15 protein-coding genes are annotated in these 15,672 nt (G+C 65.4%); 7 read left to right on the top strand and 8 right to left on the bottom strand.

What is annotated here, in order from left to right; translation table 11 throughout:
* Positions 1-27: 27 nt before the first annotated feature.
* Positions 28-1,329, top strand: a complete 1,302-nt coding sequence (locus BM136_RS18355; RefSeq protein WP_092973871.1) for an MFS transporter — start codon at positions 28-30, stop codon at positions 1,327-1,329.
* 4 nt (positions 1,330-1,333) lie between these two features.
* Here the strand turns inward: BM136_RS18355 and BM136_RS18350 are convergent, their stop codons facing one another.
* The 5 genes from BM136_RS18350 to BM136_RS18330 form a co-directional block, all read right to left on the bottom strand.
* Positions 1,334-1,765, bottom strand: a complete 432-nt coding sequence (locus BM136_RS18350; protein WP_045205217.1) for a hypothetical protein — start codon at positions 1,763-1,765, stop codon at positions 1,334-1,336.
* A 48-nt stretch (positions 1,766-1,813) separates the two neighbouring features.
* Positions 1,814-2,251 carry a carboxymuconolactone decarboxylase family protein gene (locus BM136_RS18345; protein ID WP_092973868.1) on the bottom strand — a complete coding sequence of 146 codons (438 nt, stop codon included), beginning with the start codon at positions 2,249-2,251 and terminating at the stop codon, positions 1,814-1,816.
* 78 nt (positions 2,252-2,329) lie between these two features.
* Entirely contained in the window at positions 2,330-3,787 is a 1,458-nt protein-coding gene (locus BM136_RS18340; protein ID WP_092973865.1) for a MocR-like pyridoxine biosynthesis transcription factor PdxR, read from the bottom strand.
* Positions 3,788-3,860: 73 nt separating this feature from the next.
* Complete coding sequence (locus BM136_RS18335) at positions 3,861-5,075, bottom strand: NnrS family protein (protein ID WP_092973862.1); 1,215 nt, start codon at positions 5,073-5,075, stop codon at positions 3,861-3,863.
* 20 nt (positions 5,076-5,095) lie between these two features.
* A complete protein-coding gene (locus tag BM136_RS18330) occupies positions 5,096-6,301 on the bottom strand; it encodes a globin domain-containing protein (protein WP_092973859.1) in 1,206 nt (401 codons plus the stop codon).
* A 230-nt stretch (positions 6,302-6,531) separates the two neighbouring features.
* Between BM136_RS18330 and BM136_RS18325 the strand changes: the two genes are divergently transcribed.
* The 5 genes from BM136_RS18325 (at position 6,532) to BM136_RS18305 (ending at position 10,996) form a co-directional block, all read left to right on the top strand.
* Positions 6,532-7,011: an RrF2 family transcriptional regulator gene (locus BM136_RS18325; RefSeq protein WP_092973856.1), complete on the top strand. Its 480-nt coding sequence runs from the start codon at positions 6,532-6,534 to the stop codon at positions 7,009-7,011.
* 121 nt (positions 7,012-7,132) lie between these two features.
* Entirely contained in the window at positions 7,133-7,660 is a 528-nt protein-coding gene (locus tag BM136_RS25755; protein ID WP_368073443.1) for a BRO family protein, read from the top strand.
* 451 nt (positions 7,661-8,111) lie between these two features.
* Positions 8,112-8,492, top strand: a complete 381-nt coding sequence (locus BM136_RS18315; protein ID WP_092973853.1) for a DUF2795 domain-containing protein — start codon at positions 8,112-8,114, stop codon at positions 8,490-8,492.
* A gap of 26 nt (positions 8,493-8,518) precedes the next feature.
* Complete coding sequence (locus BM136_RS18310) at positions 8,519-9,058, top strand: DUF4142 domain-containing protein (RefSeq protein WP_092973850.1); 540 nt, start codon at positions 8,519-8,521, stop codon at positions 9,056-9,058.
* A gap of 276 nt (positions 9,059-9,334) precedes the next feature.
* Positions 9,335-10,996, top strand: a complete 1,662-nt coding sequence (locus tag BM136_RS18305) for an S-layer protein (protein ID WP_092973847.1) — start codon at positions 9,335-9,337, stop codon at positions 10,994-10,996.
* A 30-nt stretch (positions 10,997-11,026) separates the two neighbouring features.
* Here BM136_RS18305 and BM136_RS18300 read toward each other — a convergent pair whose 3' ends face one another.
* Positions 11,027-12,478, bottom strand: coding sequence for a sensor histidine kinase (locus BM136_RS18300; RefSeq protein ID WP_092973845.1), 1,452 nt, complete (start codon positions 12,476-12,478; stop codon positions 11,027-11,029).
* The gene (locus BM136_RS18295; RefSeq protein WP_024977145.1) at positions 12,456-13,136 is read right to left on the bottom strand and encodes a response regulator; all 681 of its coding nucleotides are present in this window, start codon (positions 13,134-13,136) and stop codon (positions 12,456-12,458) included. Before BM136_RS18295 ends, BM136_RS18300 begins: the two co-directional genes overlap by 23 nt.
* Positions 13,137-13,283: 147 nt before the next feature.
* On the opposite strand from BM136_RS18295, the gene BM136_RS18290 reads away from it, so the two are divergent.
* The gene (locus BM136_RS18290; protein ID WP_092973843.1) at positions 13,284-14,333 is read left to right on the top strand and encodes an ABC transporter substrate-binding protein; all 1,050 of its coding nucleotides are present in this window, start codon (positions 13,284-13,286) and stop codon (positions 14,331-14,333) included.
* 18 nt (positions 14,334-14,351) lie between these two features.
* On the opposite strand, the gene BM136_RS18285 is transcribed toward BM136_RS18290, so the two are convergent.
* On the bottom strand, positions 14,352-15,479 hold the full coding sequence (locus BM136_RS18285) for a porin (protein ID WP_092973840.1): 1,128 nt from the start codon (positions 15,477-15,479) through the stop codon (positions 14,352-14,354).
* Positions 15,480-15,672 lie beyond the last annotated feature (193 nt).

Below are 15,672 nucleotides of genomic sequence, written 5' to 3'. Positions count from 1 at the left end.
GCCTCCTCCCTTTCTTCGCTCGCCCTCATGCCCTTACTTGATTCCTCGCGCGAGCGCCGGCTGCTCTGGCTGCTCGCGCTCACGCAGTTCACCGTCATCATGGATTTCATGGTGATGATGCCGCTTGGTCCGCAGATCATGCATACGTTTGGCATCGGTCCGGCGGCGTTCGCCACGGCGGTGTCGGTGTATTCGCTGTGCTCGGGTGCTTCCGGCCTGCTGGCCGCCACCTATGTCGACCGCTTTGACCGCCGCCGCCTGCTGCTGACCGTCTACGGCCTCTTCACGCTGGCCAACCTCGCCTGCGCGCTGTCGGGCAGCTACGGCATGCTGCTGTTTGCCCGCGCATTTGCGGGCGTCACGGGCGGCGTGCTCGGGTCGATCATCATGGCCGTGCTGTCAGACGTGGTGCCGCCCGCGCGGCGCGGCGCCGCCACTGGTGTGGTGATGTCGTCGTTTGCGCTGGCGGCCATGGCGGGCGTGCCCGTGGGCATTGCCATTGGCGCGCACTTCGGCTGGTCGGCGCCGTTCTTCCTGCTGACGGCGCTCACGGTGCTGATCTGGCTGGGCGCACGGCAGACCATTCCGCCGCTGGCCGAACATCTGGCAGGCAACCGGAGCCAGACGCTGGGCGAAGTGCTTTCCGGCCTGTGGCGGTTGCTCACCAACCCGCGCCACCTGCGCGCCTTTGTGCTGACCTTCGTGATGATGGGCTCGCACATGATGGTGATTCCGTTCATCTCGCCGGTGCTGGTGGCCAACCACGGGGTGTCGCCCGAAAGCCTGTCATGGCTGTATGTGGCAGGCGGCGCGGCGTCGTTCTTCAGCTCGCGTGCCGTGGGCAAGCTGGCCGACCGTTACGGCCGTCGCCGCGTGTTCGTGGGCGCCGCGCTGCTGGCGTTCATCCCGGTGCTGGTGATGACGCATCTGCCTGACTGGCCCTACATCGGCATGCTGCTGTTCTTCCCCTTCTTCATGGTGATCCTCTCCAGCCGCATGGTGCCGATGCAAGCGCTGATGACGACGGTGCCCGCCCCGCAGGTGCGCGGTGCATTCCTGTCGGCCAACAGCGCGGTGATGTCGGTGGGGACCGGCGTGGGTGCGTGGCTGGGCGGTCTGCTGCTGTCTGGCGGCGCCGGCGGCCGCATCGAAGGCTACGGCCTCAACGGCTGGCTGGCCGTGGCGGCGGGGCTGTTCTGCGTGTTCTGGGTGAGCCAGGTGAAGGGCTCGGATGCGCAAGGCGATCCGTCGCTGGCGGCATCCCCTGCCTCCGCCGGCGCATCCGGTCCGCAAACGGCGCCGCAAGCCCCGCAGGCGGAGAAGGCCTGAGCGGTTATTCAGCTTCCAGCACCATCTTCAGCTTCACCAGGTCACGCTGCACCCATTCGGCATCGGCGTCGAATTGTGCGTCGTCCATGTTCGGTTGCTGAAACAGCGTGAGCGAGACGGTCGTGCCCGCGCCGTTGCGCACCACGCGCAGCGGCACGTAGACGATCGATCCGTCCGGCAGGCGGACCCAGTGGTCAGCAATGCCAAACTCGTTAGGCGGGCTGAAGCGGATGAACACGCTGCCTTCGTCGCTGTTGGGTGCGGCCTTGGCGATCCACTCGTCGGGTGCCGCGCCCGAACCCTGCGTACCGGGCGCCAGCCCTTCCGACAGGCCGGTTGCCCAGATCGGGAAGTTCAGCGGCTCGGCCAGGAACATGGCCACGTCATCGAAGTGACGCTCGACATTCACGCTTAGGGTGCGGACGTTGTGCAGCATGTGGCCTCCGTGTGCGGCGCGCGCCGTGCGAGGCAGTATATGCGGCGCTCAGGCGGGCAGCTTGCGAAAGCTGATGGCCAGACGGTTCCACGTGTTGATGGTGCTCACCAGCAGCGTCAGGTCGACCAGCTCGGCATCGGAGAACTGCGCGCGCACGGCCTGCCAGACGTCGTCGGGCACGCGCGTTTCTGCGACGAAGGTGACGGCTTCCGTCCAGGCCAGCGCGGCGCGTTCGCGGTCGGTGAAGAAGGGCGTTTCATGCCAGACCGACACGGTGGCGAGGCGGCGGTCGTCTTCGCCGCCCTTGCGGGCATCGGCGGTGTGCAGGTCGACGCAATAGGCGCAGCCGTTGATCTGCGAAGCGCGCAGACGCACGAGTTCAGTCAGCGGTTTTTCCAGCGTGCTTTTGCCCAGCGCTTTTTCGAGGCCCATGACCGCCTGGATGGCGGCGGGATTGCTTTGATAGAAGTCGAGGCGGGGTTCCATGAGAGGCTCCTGTGCTTGAGAACTGGAGCCAGTCTAGGTGCCGTAGTGGCACCTTGAAATCGCCAATCCCAGTGAATATCAGGTAGCCACTGTGGCCAGCGCTGCCGCCAGCTTGCCGAGTCCCGCGTCGATCTCCGCAACGTTCACATGGCCGTAGCCGACCAGCAACCCGGGCTGCGGCGGCTGCGCCACATACATCCTGGCGGTGCCGTACAGCCCGACGCCCACGCTTTCCGCCAGCTTCACCAGCTCGGCTTCGGGCAACGGCGCGTGCACCTGCGCCGCCATGTGAATGCCCGCCGCCGACGGCACGGGCGCCAGCCACGGCGCCAGCGGGCCACGCAGATGCCGCAGCAGCGCATCCCGGCGCGCTGCGTATTCCTTGTGCATGCGGCGCAGGTACTTGGCGAAATCGCCGTCGAGCATGAACTTACCCAGCGCCGCCTGCATGAGCGATTCACTGTGCCAGTCGGCCACCTGCTTGGCGTGCCGCAGCGGCGCAACCAGCGAAGCTGGCGGCACCACGTAGCCGATGCGCAATTCCGGAAAGATCGTCTTCGAAAACGTACCGACGTAAGCCACGCAACCGGCGGTGTCCAGGCTTTTGAGCGATTCCATCGGACGGCCGTCGAAGCGGAATTCGCTGTCGTAATCGTCTTCGATGATCAGCGCGTCATGACGCTGCGCCCAGTCGAGCAGTTGCGCGCGACGCGCCAGGCTCATCGGCATGCCCAATGGAAACTGGTGCGACGGCGTTACGTAGACGAGCTTCGCGTGCTTCGGCAGCGCATCGACGACGAGGCCTTCGGCATCGACCGGCACCGGCACGACGTTGGCACCGAGGGCCTGCAGCGCAATGCGCGCGGGCGGGTAGCCCGGATCTTCGATGGCCACGGTGTCGCCCGGGCGCACCAGCACGCGCGCAATCAGGTCGATGGCCTGCTGCGCGCCATGCGTGACGACAATATCGGCCCAGGCACACACCACCGCGCGGCTGAATGCGAGGTAGCGCGAGATGGCCAGCCGCAGCGCCTGATCGCCCGCCGGGTCGTGATAACCGCCGCGCCCGCGCGCCTGTTGGCGCAACGCGTGCGCAACACAGCGGCGCCACACGTCGAAGGGAAACAGGCGCTTCTCGGTCACACCCCCAACAAAATCGTGGACGATGTTCGCGCGCGGCTGAGGGAGCACCACGGGCATGTTGTTCCACGGCGTGTCGAAGGTGCGAGCCACCGGCGCAGGTGACGCCAGTTGCGCCGCGGGCGAGGCCGTCGGCGTGCGCGCGCGCAATCCTTCGGTGGCTTCAGCGACGAAGGTGCCCGAACCGGCGCGCGTGCGCAGATAGCCCTCGGCAATGAGGCGCTCGAATACGTCGAGCGTGGTCTTGCGCGACACACCAATCTGCAGCGCCAGGTCGCGCGTGGAGGGCAGACGCTCGCCCGGCACGAGCCGGCCATCAAGGATGGCGGTGCGGAGTTGTCGATAGAGTTGGCCGGCAAGGTCATGCCGGCCGTGGATCGTCAAATGGACATCCATCGTGGGCGCAGTGTGCAAAGGGGCTGCGCCATTCTACGGAAGCCACCGAGGGCGGAAAGGGCAGGGGTGAAGCTCAGCCTTCCCGACCGTCAGCGCGCGGCGCCATCAGCCATGGCGTGTAGCGCCACAGGTACGCCACGAACGCCGCCACCCACAGCACGCTCGCCCCGCCGATCCACATCTCGCGCGGCAGCAAGGCGGGGCCAGCCACCCGCACAAGTCCAGCCAGCGCGACGGCTGCGTAGGCGAAATTCTCTGCCCGGCCTGTGCGCAGCATTCGGCCGGTGTGGCCCAGCGCGGTGCGCGTGATCATGGCGATGATTGCGCCGCCAATGGCCCCCGCCGTGAGCGCGTGCAGCGCGGTGGAACGATCGCCCCAGCCGAGCGCTGCGGCGGCCAACATGGCAAAGCCGATGGGCAGAAAGGCATACGCCACATGCAAGATGGAGACGATGGGCGTGCGCAGCGTGCGGCGCGTGTCCCAGCCGGCCCAGCGGACGGCCTGCACGACTGCTGCCGCCACAAACACGATGGCTGGGACGGTGCCTTGAAGCGGCGTCGCCAACATGGCGACGGCGAGCGCAGTCGCCGGCACGATAGCGCGCTCGGCCCACACTACGCGGCGCACGTGCACGCCCGGGACGGCGTTGGACGTGAACATCGGGATGACGCGCCCGCCGATCACCGTGACGAACAGGCAGACCAGCCCGGCGGCCGCATCGAGGCAGCGCAATGCAGCCAGCGGCGCGTCCCAAGCCAGCGCCGCATGGAACGCCGCGTTGATGGCACCGAGCACCAGCAGAGCGATCGCCAGGCCGTAGTTGCGTGCGCTTTTTGCGCGCCGCAGGACGCGCAGGAACGCCACGCCGCACGCCGGCAGGAAAGCCACATCCGCCGCCACGGCCAGAGGCACGGGACCCGTCCACATCAGCACACGCGCCGCCAGCCACAGCGCAGCCAGCGCGGCGAGCTGCGCGCCTTGTGGCGTCTGCAGGCCCGTCCAGTTTTTGCCCGCTGTGAAAAGGAAACCGACCACCACCGCTGCCGCAAAGCCGAACACCATCTCGTGCGCATGCCAGAACAGCGGTGCCATGGTGGCGGGGCCCTGCGTCGACGGCAGCACCCCCAGCAGCAACGCTGCCCACAACGCCATGCCCAAGGCGGCAAAGGCGGCTGCAAGCAGGTAAAAAGGTCGGAAGCCGAGCGCGAAGACGGCCCGCCCCGTGTAAGGCATGCGGCTTGCCGGGTCGGGCTTGCCGATGGTGAGCAACGGGGCTTGGCGGGGCATGGTGATTTCCGTGGTTCAGGTCAGAGGATGTCGTCCAGCAGATCGGGGCCGAACACTTCGCGGTGGATGCGCTCCGACGGCACGCCGCTGGCGAGCAGCGCCGCGCGCTGCGCCTGCATGAACGGCAGCGGGCCGCAGAGATAGAAGTCCGCTTCCGTCCCGTGGTCGCGCACGAACGTGTCGACCGTCATGCGGCCGGGCTGGGCCGGGCGCTGTGCGAACTCCGCGTCTTCGCCGGACTCCAGGAACACGTGCGCCTCGAACGCCGGCAGCGCTTGTGCGGCACGCTCCAGATCATCCGCGTGGGCGACATGCGAGGCCGCACGACCGGCATGGCTGAAGATGATCTTGCGTGCGCTGTTCTGCTGCGCGAGCGTGTTGAGCGCCGAGATCATGGGCGTGATGCCAACACCGGCCGACATCAGCACGATCGGGTTGTCGGTCGCCAGTTGCGGCACGAAGTCGCCGTACGGTTGGCTGACCAGCAGCACGTCGCCTTCGCGCGCGTTGGCGTGCAGCCAGCTCGACACGGTGCCCGCAGGGCGGTTGGCATCACCCGCATCGCGCTTGACCGAGATGCGCCACGTGCGGCCATTCGGCGCGTCCGACAGGCTGTACTGACGCTGCTGTTGCGCACCCGGCGCCAGCTCCACTTGCACCGAGATGTATTGACCCGGCAGGAAATCGGCCAACGGCGCATCGCCCACGGCCGCGAGCGTGAGCGAGACGACGTCTTCGGCCTGCTGACGGCGTTCCACAATACGCACCGGCTGACGGTGGTCGGGGCCGCTGCCGGTGTGCTGGTACAGGCGTGCTTCAGCCGCAATCAGCTCGGCTGCGAGCAGCCAATAGGCCTCGTCCCAGGCGGCAAGCAGGTCGGGCGTGGCGGCATCGCCCAGCACTTCGGCAATCGCACCCAGCAGGTGGCGCGCAACGATGGGGTAGTGGCTCGGCTTGATGCCCACAGCGGCATGCTTGTGCACGATGCGGTTGACCACGGGCGCCAGCGCAGCGTTGTTGCCATGGTTGGCGGCGTACGCAAACACCGCCGAGGCCAGCGACTGCTGCTGCGACCCATTGGCCTGGTTGCCCATGTTGAACACGTTGGTCAGCTCGGGGTGGCTGGCGAACATGTTGCGATAGAAGGTCTCGGTGATGGTCAAGCCGTGCTCGCGCAGCACTGGAACGCTGGCATCGATGTAAGGCTTGGACTTGTCGGACAGCATGCTGGACTCCAAATATGCGTGAAATATGCAACAAATAAGACGGGGGGCGCCGTCACGCTCTGTTTTGGATGGCCTGGTGCTCAGGCAACCGCTTGCATCAGATTCTATTAAACATATATTTGTTATGCAACAAATTGACCTGCGGCAAACCGGCGCATCTTGTGGGCAACTTCCCGATAAGATGTGCCTCTCATGAATGTTTTTACCTGCGGCAAACCCGCACGCCCGCCATGCGACTGACCGACTACACCGACTACGCCCTGCGCACGCTGATCTACGTGGCCGTGCACCCGGACGAACTCGTCACGATCCAGCGCATTGCGGATGCCTTCGACATTCCCAAAAACCACCTCATCAAGATCGTCCAGCAGCTTGGGCAGGACGGCTTCCTGCACACCGTGCGGGGGCGCGCCGGCGGCATCACGCTTGGCCGCCCTGCGGGCGAAATCAACCTCGGCGATGTGGTGCGCGCCACCGAGCCCGACTTCCGCATGGTCGAGTGCTTCCACGGCGACGACAACCACTGCGTCATCACGCGCGTGTGTGGCTTGCGCGGCGTGCTGCACGCGGCGCTGCGGGCGTACTTTGAGGTGCTCGATGGCTACACGCTGCAGGATCTGGTGGACAAGCCGAATGCGGTGAACCGGGCGCTGGGGGAGGCGCCGCTGCCGATGCCGCGTGCGGCCAGACGCAAAGGCGTTGAAGCTTAAGCACCTGTCCCAGCTGCCGTAGCGCGCCCCGCATCCGGAGCAATTGACCACGTTTGACAGCGCCTTTCCCCGACGGCTCCTAGATTGTTTGCTCCGCAAACTTTCAGTATCCGGGAGCAACATGGCTGGCGTACCTGCCCACAACCACCACCAAACATTCGAAGGGATCAAGCTGCTGGACGACGATGGGTCTGAATTCTGGTTCGCACGCGAGCTGGCACCGCTGTTGGACTACCCGCATTGGCATAACTTCGCCCGACTGATCGAGAAAGCCGAACTGGCGTGTCAGCGCTCCGGCCAGAAGGTTGCGGACCATTTTTACGAGACCGTTAAATTGGTCGAACTCGGCTCCGGCGCGGAACGTCGGGTGACCGACCACCGGCTCAGCCGCTACGCCTGCTACCTCCTCGTCCAGAACGGCGACCCGTCAAAACCGGTCATCGCCAATGGGGCAAACGTACTCTGCTGTGCAGACACGCCGCCAAGAGTTGGTGGACGAAGCCCGCCTTGGTCAGCCCAACGAAGATGCGCGCCGCCTCATGCTGCGCGGCGAGCTTGCCGAGCACAACAAGACACTGACGAGCGCTGCCAGGAAAGCCGGCGTGGAATCCACTCTGGACTACGCCATCTTCCAGGACCAAGGCTATAAGGGGCTCTACGGTGGCTTGGGCGCCAGGGACATCCACGCAACAAAGCGCCTCAAGAAGAGCCAGAAGATTCTGGACCACATGGGCAGCACAGAATTGGCCGCCAACCTGTTCCGCGCGACCCAACCGGAAGACAAGCTGCGCCGCGACAACGTGCGCGGCAAGCGCCACGCCAACGAGACGCACACCGCGAAGTTGGCGCCAAAGTACGCCAGACCATTGCCGAGATTGGCGGCACCATGCCCGAGAAGTTGCCCACGCCGGCCAAGAGCATCAAGCAGATCGAGAAGGAACAGGAAGCACTGAAGAACGATGTCGAGCCGACGTAACTCGGTCGCTGCGTGGGCCCCTTCGTCCCGTCCCGCCGCACTGCAGGCATGTTCGCTGCTGCAGAACGGTTGCGGGCCGCGCCATTTCCGGTGACGGCCCAGTCAACTGACCAGCGGAGGTGTCATGAAACCGACTCGCGACAAGAGCAATCACGCGTCGCACTCGAAATCGACGTCCCAAAGCACGCGCAGCAGCGCATCCGACAAGGAGCGTGGCGGGCACGCCAGCCACGGCAGCGCAGGCAAGTCGTCTGAACGTGCGGGTGCCAAGTCGCACGAGCGCGGCGCACAGGGCGGCAGCGGGCGTGAACACGCAACGCATTCTCCGATCGGCATTCAAAGGGCCCTGAAGGGCGCGTCCTACCCCGCGAAGAAGCAGGATCTGGTGAAGACCGCGCAGGCCAACGGCGCAGACGACAGCACGCTCAAGACGCTGCGCGACATGCCCGACGACGAGTACGACACGCCGGCCGCCGTTTCCAAGGCCATCGGTCACGAAATGTGATGCGTACCCGCGCAGGAGGACGACTCATGAACAGATCGACACAGCAGATTGGCGCGCGCCGCGTGGCCGCGTTGTTGGTGGCAGGCGCGCTGGGCTTTGGCGGGGCGCTTGGTATAGCGCGGGCGGCGGCGGACAAGTCCGATACCACCTTCGTCACCAAGGCGGCGGCGGCCGGGATGCTCGAAGTGCAGGCCAGCCAAGTTGCCATCACGCGCGCCAGCAATCCCGACGTACGCGCCTTTGCACAGCGCATGGTGAAGGACCACACCGCGGTGGGCGACGAACTCAAGGCGCTGGCTGGTAAAAAGGGCATTACGGTGCCGGACAGCCTGCCCACCGACGAGCGCGCCAAGGTCGACAAGCTCAGTGCGCTGGAAGGCGCGAAGTTCGACAAGGCCTACGCCGACGAGGTGGGCGTGAAAGCTCACAAGGAGGCGGTCTCCCTGTTTGACAAGGCGTCGAAGGATGCGAAGGACCCCGACATCAAGGCGTTCTTTTCACATAACCTGCCTGCGCTGCGCGAGCATCTGCAGATGGCGGAGCAGTTGAAGCCCGCGATGAAATAATTCCGCGCTGCGCCCCCAAGACCCCGCCCTGACGCCGAAAGAAATCGCGATGAACGCGGCCCCTTTTTGGGGCCGTTTTCTTTGCGCGCAGTTTGCGTGCCCGCTCTGTTCGCTTCGGGCCGCACCGCTTCCTGTTTTCACACCGCTTCGTCACCAAACCGTAACGGTTTATCGCCAAGATTCGGCCGCGCAAACGTTTTAGTCATGCATGAGTCGCCCACACGCATGGGTGGCCGGAGGCGTTTGCCCGACCTCATGAATCGACAGGAAACCACAATGCTTTCGACCAAGAAAACGCTGCTCGCGATTGCGGTGCCGGCATGCATGACCCTCGGCCTGTACGCCTGCGGCGGCAGTGACGACCCCGCGCCCACGAGCACGGCAGGCAGCTCGCCGGCACCGACGACGCCCACCACACCGACACAGCCTGCCAAGCCGCAAGGCATGTGGACCACGGGCGACCTGCACGTGCACACGGCCGAGTCCGTCGATGCCGTCACGCCGCTGTCCACGGTGCTCGACCACGCGTTCGACCTCAACAGCCTCGACTGGATGGCCGTATCGAACCACCTGCGCCCGTCGCCGCGCGATGCCACGGGCGCCACGCTCACGGGCGGCTCCATTGCGGCGTCCGCCGGGATCGCCAAGTACGAGATGCCGGCCATTGCGCAGGCACAGGCGGCAGGCAAGTACGCCGGCAAGCTGATCTTCTCGGCTGCCGAGTGGGACATGCCGACGCACGACCACCTGAACGTCGGCATCTTTGACGGCACCGACAAGCTGCAGACGTCGGCCAAGGGCCTGAACAAGTTCGAGTACTTCTTCACGCAGCAGTCCGCATCGCTGTTCGACCCGAACGATGTGACCGCGTGGCAGCAGGAAGGCCCGCGCGCCGGCACCACACATGCCGACGTGGTAAATGCCTTCAAGTGGCTGAAGACGAATTACCCGAACACCAGCTACGGCCTGATCAACCACCCGTCGCGCAACCCGGGCAAGTACACGGTGGCGGACTTCCGGGAGTTCAACGACACCGCGCCCGACATCATGTTCGGCATCGAAGGTATGGTCGGCAACCAGATGGAACCCGATCGCGGCGGCTATACCAGCGCCTACACCGACGCCAACCTGAAGAACCGCACCTACGGCGGCGTCGACTACGTGGTCGCGCAGGTCGGCGGCATCTGGGATGCGCTGCTCGGAGAGGGCCGCCGCATCTGGAACTTTGCAGATTCCGATCACCACTTTGAAGTGGATGCCACACAGCAGTTCAGCAGCGGCTATTACCCCGGCGAGTACGCCAAGACGTACATCTGGCTGCCGGGCACCAGCACCGACCTGAAGACGCTGCTGGCGGCCATGCGCTCGGGCAAATCATTCGCCGTGTTTGGCGACCTCATCAACGCGCTGGACTTCAGTGCGGGTACCGGGGCCACGTCAGCCGACATGGGCGGCACGCTCACGGCCAAGGCTGGCGACAAGGTGACGATCACCATCCGCTTCAAGAGCCCCGACCACAACAACTACGAGTACCCGCTGGGCAGCGGCTTCAAGGTCAACATGCGTCCAGTGGTGGATCACGTTGATCTGATCGCCGGCGACGTGACGGGCAAGGCCGCATCGGGCACGCCGGCCTATGCCAAGGACACCAATGACTCCGCCAAGGTCATCGCCACGTTCACGAAGGCAGACTGGAAGGTCGACGCCGACGGCTACAACAGCATCACGTACACCTACACAGCGGCCAAGAATCAATACTTCCGCCTGCGCGGCACCAACCTCGGCATGAATGTGTCGGGTGAGACCAGCAACGGCAACCCGCTGCCCGACCAGAAGACCGTGGTGACAGAAAACGCTGCGCGCTTCAACGCCATCAACGATCGCAACTACAACGATCTGTGGTTCTACTCGAACCCGGTGTTTGTGTCGGTGCAGTGACTATCGAAGCAGTAAGGCAGCGGCGGTGACTCACGCGGCGGCGGGCGCACTCGTCCGCCGCAGCCAAACCGTCACCGCGAGCCCCGCGCCGCCCGGTCCGGGCGCCAGCGCAATCTGGCCGCCCATGCGATCCACGATCTGACGCACGATCGCCAGACCCAGGCCGCTACCCTGGGTCTGCGTGCCTTCCAGGCGCGTGAAGCGCTCAAACACGCGTGTGTACGCCTCGGGCGGAATGCCGGGGCCGTTATCGGTCACGGTCAGCATTGCCCATCCGTAGTCCGCTGACACCTGCACCGTCACGCGCCCGCCTTCCTGCGTGTAACGCACGGCGTTGTCGACGAGGTTGAACAGCAGGGCGGCGATCAGCGTGCGGTTGCCCGACGTCCACACAGGCTGCTCGGCAGGCTCGATGCCCAGATCGATCCGGCGGCCATCGGCCAGCAGCGCGAGGTCTTCGAGGACGGTGCGCGCCACCTGCGAAAGGTCGACGGCCTCGCTCGTCGCGGCCGAGGCCTCGGCCTGAGACAGCAGCAGCAAGTCGTTGATGAGATCCGCCAGGTTGCGCGTGCTGGTTCGCGCGGCCTTCAGGACTTCGTGCAGCGCGGCATCTGCGTTGGTTTGCGCCGCCACCTGCATCTGCGTATCGAGAATCGCCAGCGGCGTGCGCATCTGGTGCGCGGCGTCGGCAATGAAACGCTTCTGCGTGATCGCATTGTCGGCAATGCGCTGCAGGTACTGGTTGAACGCCCCGGCAATCGGCTGCAGCTCGTGCTGCAAGCCATTCGGGTCAAGCGGCGCAAGGTCGGTAGGCGCGCGTGCCGACACATTGCCGGCCAATCGCAAGATCGGCCGCAGCTCCAGCGTCAGGCCGATGAGAATCATCGCCAGCGCCAGCCCCACCAGCGCGAGCTGGCGCACGGTGGCGGGCCACCACAGCTGGCGGATCATCGCGTCACGACCGTTCATGGTTTGCGCGACGCGCGTGACGACGCGTTCGGTGCGGCCGGCGTCGTACATGGTGCGCACCACGGCGGCTACGTGCACGGGCTGGCCTTCCACGGTATCGGTGTAGGTTCCGGCATCGGCCAAGCCCGCTGCGTCAAACGCGGGGCGCGTGCCAAAGTCGAGCCGCCCAGCCAGCAGGCGGCCATGCTCGGTGCTGACCTGGTACGCCACCTGATCGCGCACCGGGGTTTCCGGCGCGGCAAACACGGCCAGCGCGGCCGGCGGCACCGACACGCGCAGGCGACCTTCATCCCATTCGATCTGGCCGCTGATCATCTGTGCGGCCGTGTCGAGCGCATGGAAGTGCACGAGATCGGCGTTATGGCGTGCGGCGGCCAGGTCGAGCCAGCCATCAGCCGCCACATAGACGACCAGCGGCAGCGCCAGCCACAACACCAGCCGCGCACGTAGGCTGCGCGCCCGCGTCGGGGCGGACTGCGCTGGCGCTTGGTCAGGACTGCGCGGCGGAGGCATCGCGCAGCAGGTAGCCAAGGCCGCGCAGCGTGACGATGGTGGCAGCGGAATGCTCCAGCTTCTTGCGCAGGCGGTGGATGTAGATCTCGATGGCCTCGGGGCTGGCTTCGTCGTCCATCCCGAACACGCCGTTCACCAGCGCCGGTTTGGACACCGTGCGCCCTAGCTTGAGCATGAGGATTTCTAGCACGGTGTGCTCGCGCGCAGGCAGCACCAGAGGCTGGCCGGCCAGATTGAAGGTGCGGCTGCCGGTGTGGTACGTCAGGTCGCCACATTGCAGTTCGACGGATTGGTCTGGCGCGCTGCGCCGCACCAGCACCTGGATGCGCGCAATCAGCTCGCGAATCTCGAACGGCTTGACGAGGTAGTCATCGGCGCCGGCGCCCAGGCAGGCGACCTTGTCATCGATCCCGCCGCTTGCCGTGAGGATCAGCACCGGCACCGGGTTGCGCCGGCCACGCAAACGTTGCAATACACCTTGCCCCGACAAGGTGGGCAATTGCAGGTCGAGCAGCACCACATCGTAGTGTTGCGTGAGCAACAACGTGTCGGCGGATTCGCCATCGGTGGCGTGATCCACGGTGAAATGGGCGCGGCGCAGGGCTTCAGAGAGCCAGTGCGCCAGCGGGGCGTTGTCTTCGATCAGGAGCAGCTTCATGCGAAAACAGCGCGTCCGAAAAATGAAAGCGATTTGTGGGTTGCCGCTTCCTAGAATGGTGGCGGCTGCCTACGCGCGCCGGAGGCATCACTCAACAGATCCGGACCGCGCGATACTGATATCTACAAAAGAGCCGGAGACAACTCAATGGGTGTTTTTACCTGCAGGAGCGCCCGCGCACGCGGCGTCCGGGGCTGGATCACGCCGTGGCTCGCTGCCCTTCTGGCAGTGGCAGGTTCACATGCCCTTGCGCAAGACCCGGCGCGCCTGACGCTCATGGTCAGCGGCACCGCCAAGATGATCTACCTGCCCGCTACGCTAGCGCAGCGTCTGGGCTATTTCCATGACGAAGGGCTCGACGTGGAACTGCTCTCGCAGCCCGCCGGTGTCGATGCGGAGAGCGAGCTGCTCACCGGCTTTGCGCAAGGCGTGGTCGGCTTTTATGACCACACCATCGACCTGCAGGCCAAGGGCAAGGAAGTGCGCGCCATTGTCGTATTCAGCCAGGTGCCGGGCGAGGCGGAAGTCGTGTCGACACGGTTGCCGGCGACGGTGCAATCGATGCATGACCTGCGCGGCCGCACGCTGGGCGTGACGGGCCTGGGCGCATCTACCAGCTTTCTCACGCGTTACCTGATGGCGCAGCAGGGGCTGTCGGCCGGCGACTACACCATGCTGCCAGTCGGCGCCGAACGCAGCTTCGTCACCGCGCTGCGCAGCGGCCGCATCGATGCCGGCATGACCACCGACCCGACGGTCTCGCGCCTTGTCCACAGCGGTGAAGCGCGCGTGCTGCTCGACTTGCGCACGCTGGAGAGCACGCGTGCCGCGCTGGGCGGTTCGTATCCGGCAGCGTGTCTGTACCTGCAGACCGAATGGCTGGAAGCGCATCCAGACGTCGCCGCCAAACTGGCCCGCGCATTCGTGCGCACCCTGCGTTACATGCACACGCACGGCGCAGAAGACATTGCCGCGCGCATGCCGCCTGAATTCCGGCGGGATCATCCCGAGCTGTACACAAAAGCGCTTGCCGCCGCGTTGCCCACCTTCAGCACCGACGGACGCATGCCGGACGACGGCCCACCCACCGTCCTGCGCGTCCTCGCCGCCAGCAATGCCAACGCGCGCGACAAGCACATCGACCTCTCGCGCACCTACACCAACAAGTTTGTCGATCAGGTGCGCGAGCGCCGCTAGCTCAAGCCAAACAGGCGCTTAGAAGCGCGTGCGCATACCGACGCCAAATTCCGTCTGGCTGTTGTGGCCGTTGGTGCCGCCCACGATGTACTGATCCTTCAGCTTCATGTAGTCAGCCGCCACGTAGAACTCCGTGCGCTTGGACACGTGGTAGAACACCGAGCCGTACAGCGTGTTCTTGCGGCCGCTGCCCGAAGCCGTGGCGCCGACCACGCTGGCATACGCGTTGAGCGTGTTGCCATCTGCGCTGAAGGCAGCGTTGTTCGCCTTCATGATCTGATAGCCGATTTCATAGTCGAAGGCGCCTTGCGGAGCAACCTTCAGCGACACGGTGTATGCGTTGTCGCTGCGGTTGCCAATCGCGGCGGGTTGCTCGCCGGTGTAGTGGAAGTAGCCTGCGTTGACGCGGAACATTCCCAGGATCACGTTGCCGCCCACTGAGTACGAACGGTCCATGAAGCCGCCCACCTTGGCCTGTTGCGCGAAGCCCGCCAGGTGGAAGTTGTCGCCGTTGTAACCCAGGGCGAGCGATTCGGTGGTGCCTTGCGTGAACTGGCCCGGCACTTCGCCAAACTGATAGCCCAGGGCCGTCAGGAAGCGGCCGCCCCACATCTTCTTCCACACCACGCCGTTGTTCATGCGCGTGCCGGTGGCGCTGCCTGCGTAGAAAATCAGCTGCTTGAAATTGTTGGTGTTGGTGTACCCGCCTTCTTCCAGACCGACTTTCTCACTGGTGTACGGATCGCCGTAGATGGCAGAGATGTCGCGCGCAATCGCGTTCTGGCGGCCGAAGGTCAGCTTGCCCAGCGATTCGCTCGACAGGCCCACCCAGGCGTCGCGGTTGAACAACACGCCCGGCGTGTCCATGTTGCCCGTGGGCGTCTCGAACTCCGATTCCAGGCGGAAGATGGCCGACGTGCCGCCGCCCAGGTCTTCCTTGCCGGTCAGGCCCCAGCGGCTGCCCGAGAACCAGGGAATCTGGAAGCCGGTGGTGCGCGCACCTGAAGCGTTGGTGTTGTTGACGGTGCTGATGGTGGTGTCGATCAGGCCGTAGAGCGTCACGTTCGACTGGGCATGAGCGGCGCCGGTGGCCAACGTGGCCGCAGCGGCTGCAGTTGCCGCAAGGGCAAACTTGATGCGGGACATTGAAGTCTCCTTCCTTTGTGGGTGATGGTGTCCGGTCGTGATGCCGGCTTCGGGAAACGCGCAAGGGCAGTGGGTCAGACCGCCCGATGCAATCGCTGGGCGAGCGTAGAAGGGGGCACCTTTCTGGAGCCTTTCGCGTCGGCGTGCACGCAACGCTAGGGTCTACCCGCATTGGGACGTGCGCAGAGGCGGG

It is taken from the genome of Ralstonia sp. NFACC01 (assembly GCF_900115545.1).
Classification (GTDB): Bacteria; Pseudomonadota; Gammaproteobacteria; order Burkholderiales; family Burkholderiaceae; genus Ralstonia; species Ralstonia mojiangensis.
Note: the sequence above shows the minus strand (reverse complement) of the source record. Positions and strands in the feature narration are given on the sequence as shown.

What these genes read in the sequence shown, in the direction of transcription:
- BM136_RS18355 (WP_092973871.1), top strand. Translation starts at nt 28, where the DNA reads ATGCCCTTACTTGATTCCTCGCGCGAGCGCCGGCTGCTCTGGCTGCTC.
- BM136_RS18350 (WP_045205217.1), bottom strand. Translation starts at nt 1,765, where the DNA reads ATGCTGCACAACGTCCGCACCCTAAGCGTGAATGTCGAGCGTCACTTC.
- BM136_RS18345 (WP_092973868.1), bottom strand. Translation starts at nt 2,251, where the DNA reads ATGGAACCCCGCCTCGACTTCTATCAAAGCAATCCCGCCGCCATCCAG.
- BM136_RS18340 (WP_092973865.1), bottom strand. Translation starts at nt 3,787, where the DNA reads ATGGATGTCCATTTGACGATCCACGGCCGGCATGACCTTGCCGGCCAA.
- BM136_RS18335 (WP_092973862.1), bottom strand. Translation starts at nt 5,075, where the DNA reads ATGCCCCGCCAAGCCCCGTTGCTCACCATCGGCAAGCCCGACCCGGCA.
- BM136_RS18330 (WP_092973859.1), bottom strand. Translation starts at nt 6,301, where the DNA reads ATGCTGTCCGACAAGTCCAAGCCTTACATCGATGCCAGCGTTCCAGTG.
- BM136_RS18325 (WP_092973856.1), top strand. Translation starts at nt 6,532, where the DNA reads ATGCGACTGACCGACTACACCGACTACGCCCTGCGCACGCTGATCTAC.
- BM136_RS25755 (WP_368073443.1), top strand. Translation starts at nt 7,133, where the DNA reads ATGGCTGGCGTACCTGCCCACAACCACCACCAAACATTCGAAGGGATC.
- BM136_RS18315 (WP_092973853.1), top strand. Translation starts at nt 8,112, where the DNA reads ATGAAACCGACTCGCGACAAGAGCAATCACGCGTCGCACTCGAAATCG.
- BM136_RS18310 (WP_092973850.1), top strand. Translation starts at nt 8,519, where the DNA reads ATGAACAGATCGACACAGCAGATTGGCGCGCGCCGCGTGGCCGCGTTG.
- BM136_RS18305 (WP_092973847.1), top strand. Translation starts at nt 9,335, where the DNA reads ATGCTTTCGACCAAGAAAACGCTGCTCGCGATTGCGGTGCCGGCATGC.
- BM136_RS18300 (WP_092973845.1), bottom strand. Translation starts at nt 12,478, where the DNA reads ATGCCTCCGCCGCGCAGTCCTGACCAAGCGCCAGCGCAGTCCGCCCCG.
- BM136_RS18295 (WP_024977145.1), bottom strand. Translation starts at nt 13,136, where the DNA reads ATGAAGCTGCTCCTGATCGAAGACAACGCCCCGCTGGCGCACTGGCTC.
- BM136_RS18290 (WP_092973843.1), top strand. Translation starts at nt 13,284, where the DNA reads ATGGGTGTTTTTACCTGCAGGAGCGCCCGCGCACGCGGCGTCCGGGGC.
- BM136_RS18285 (WP_092973840.1), bottom strand. Translation starts at nt 15,479, where the DNA reads ATGTCCCGCATCAAGTTTGCCCTTGCGGCAACTGCAGCCGCTGCGGCC.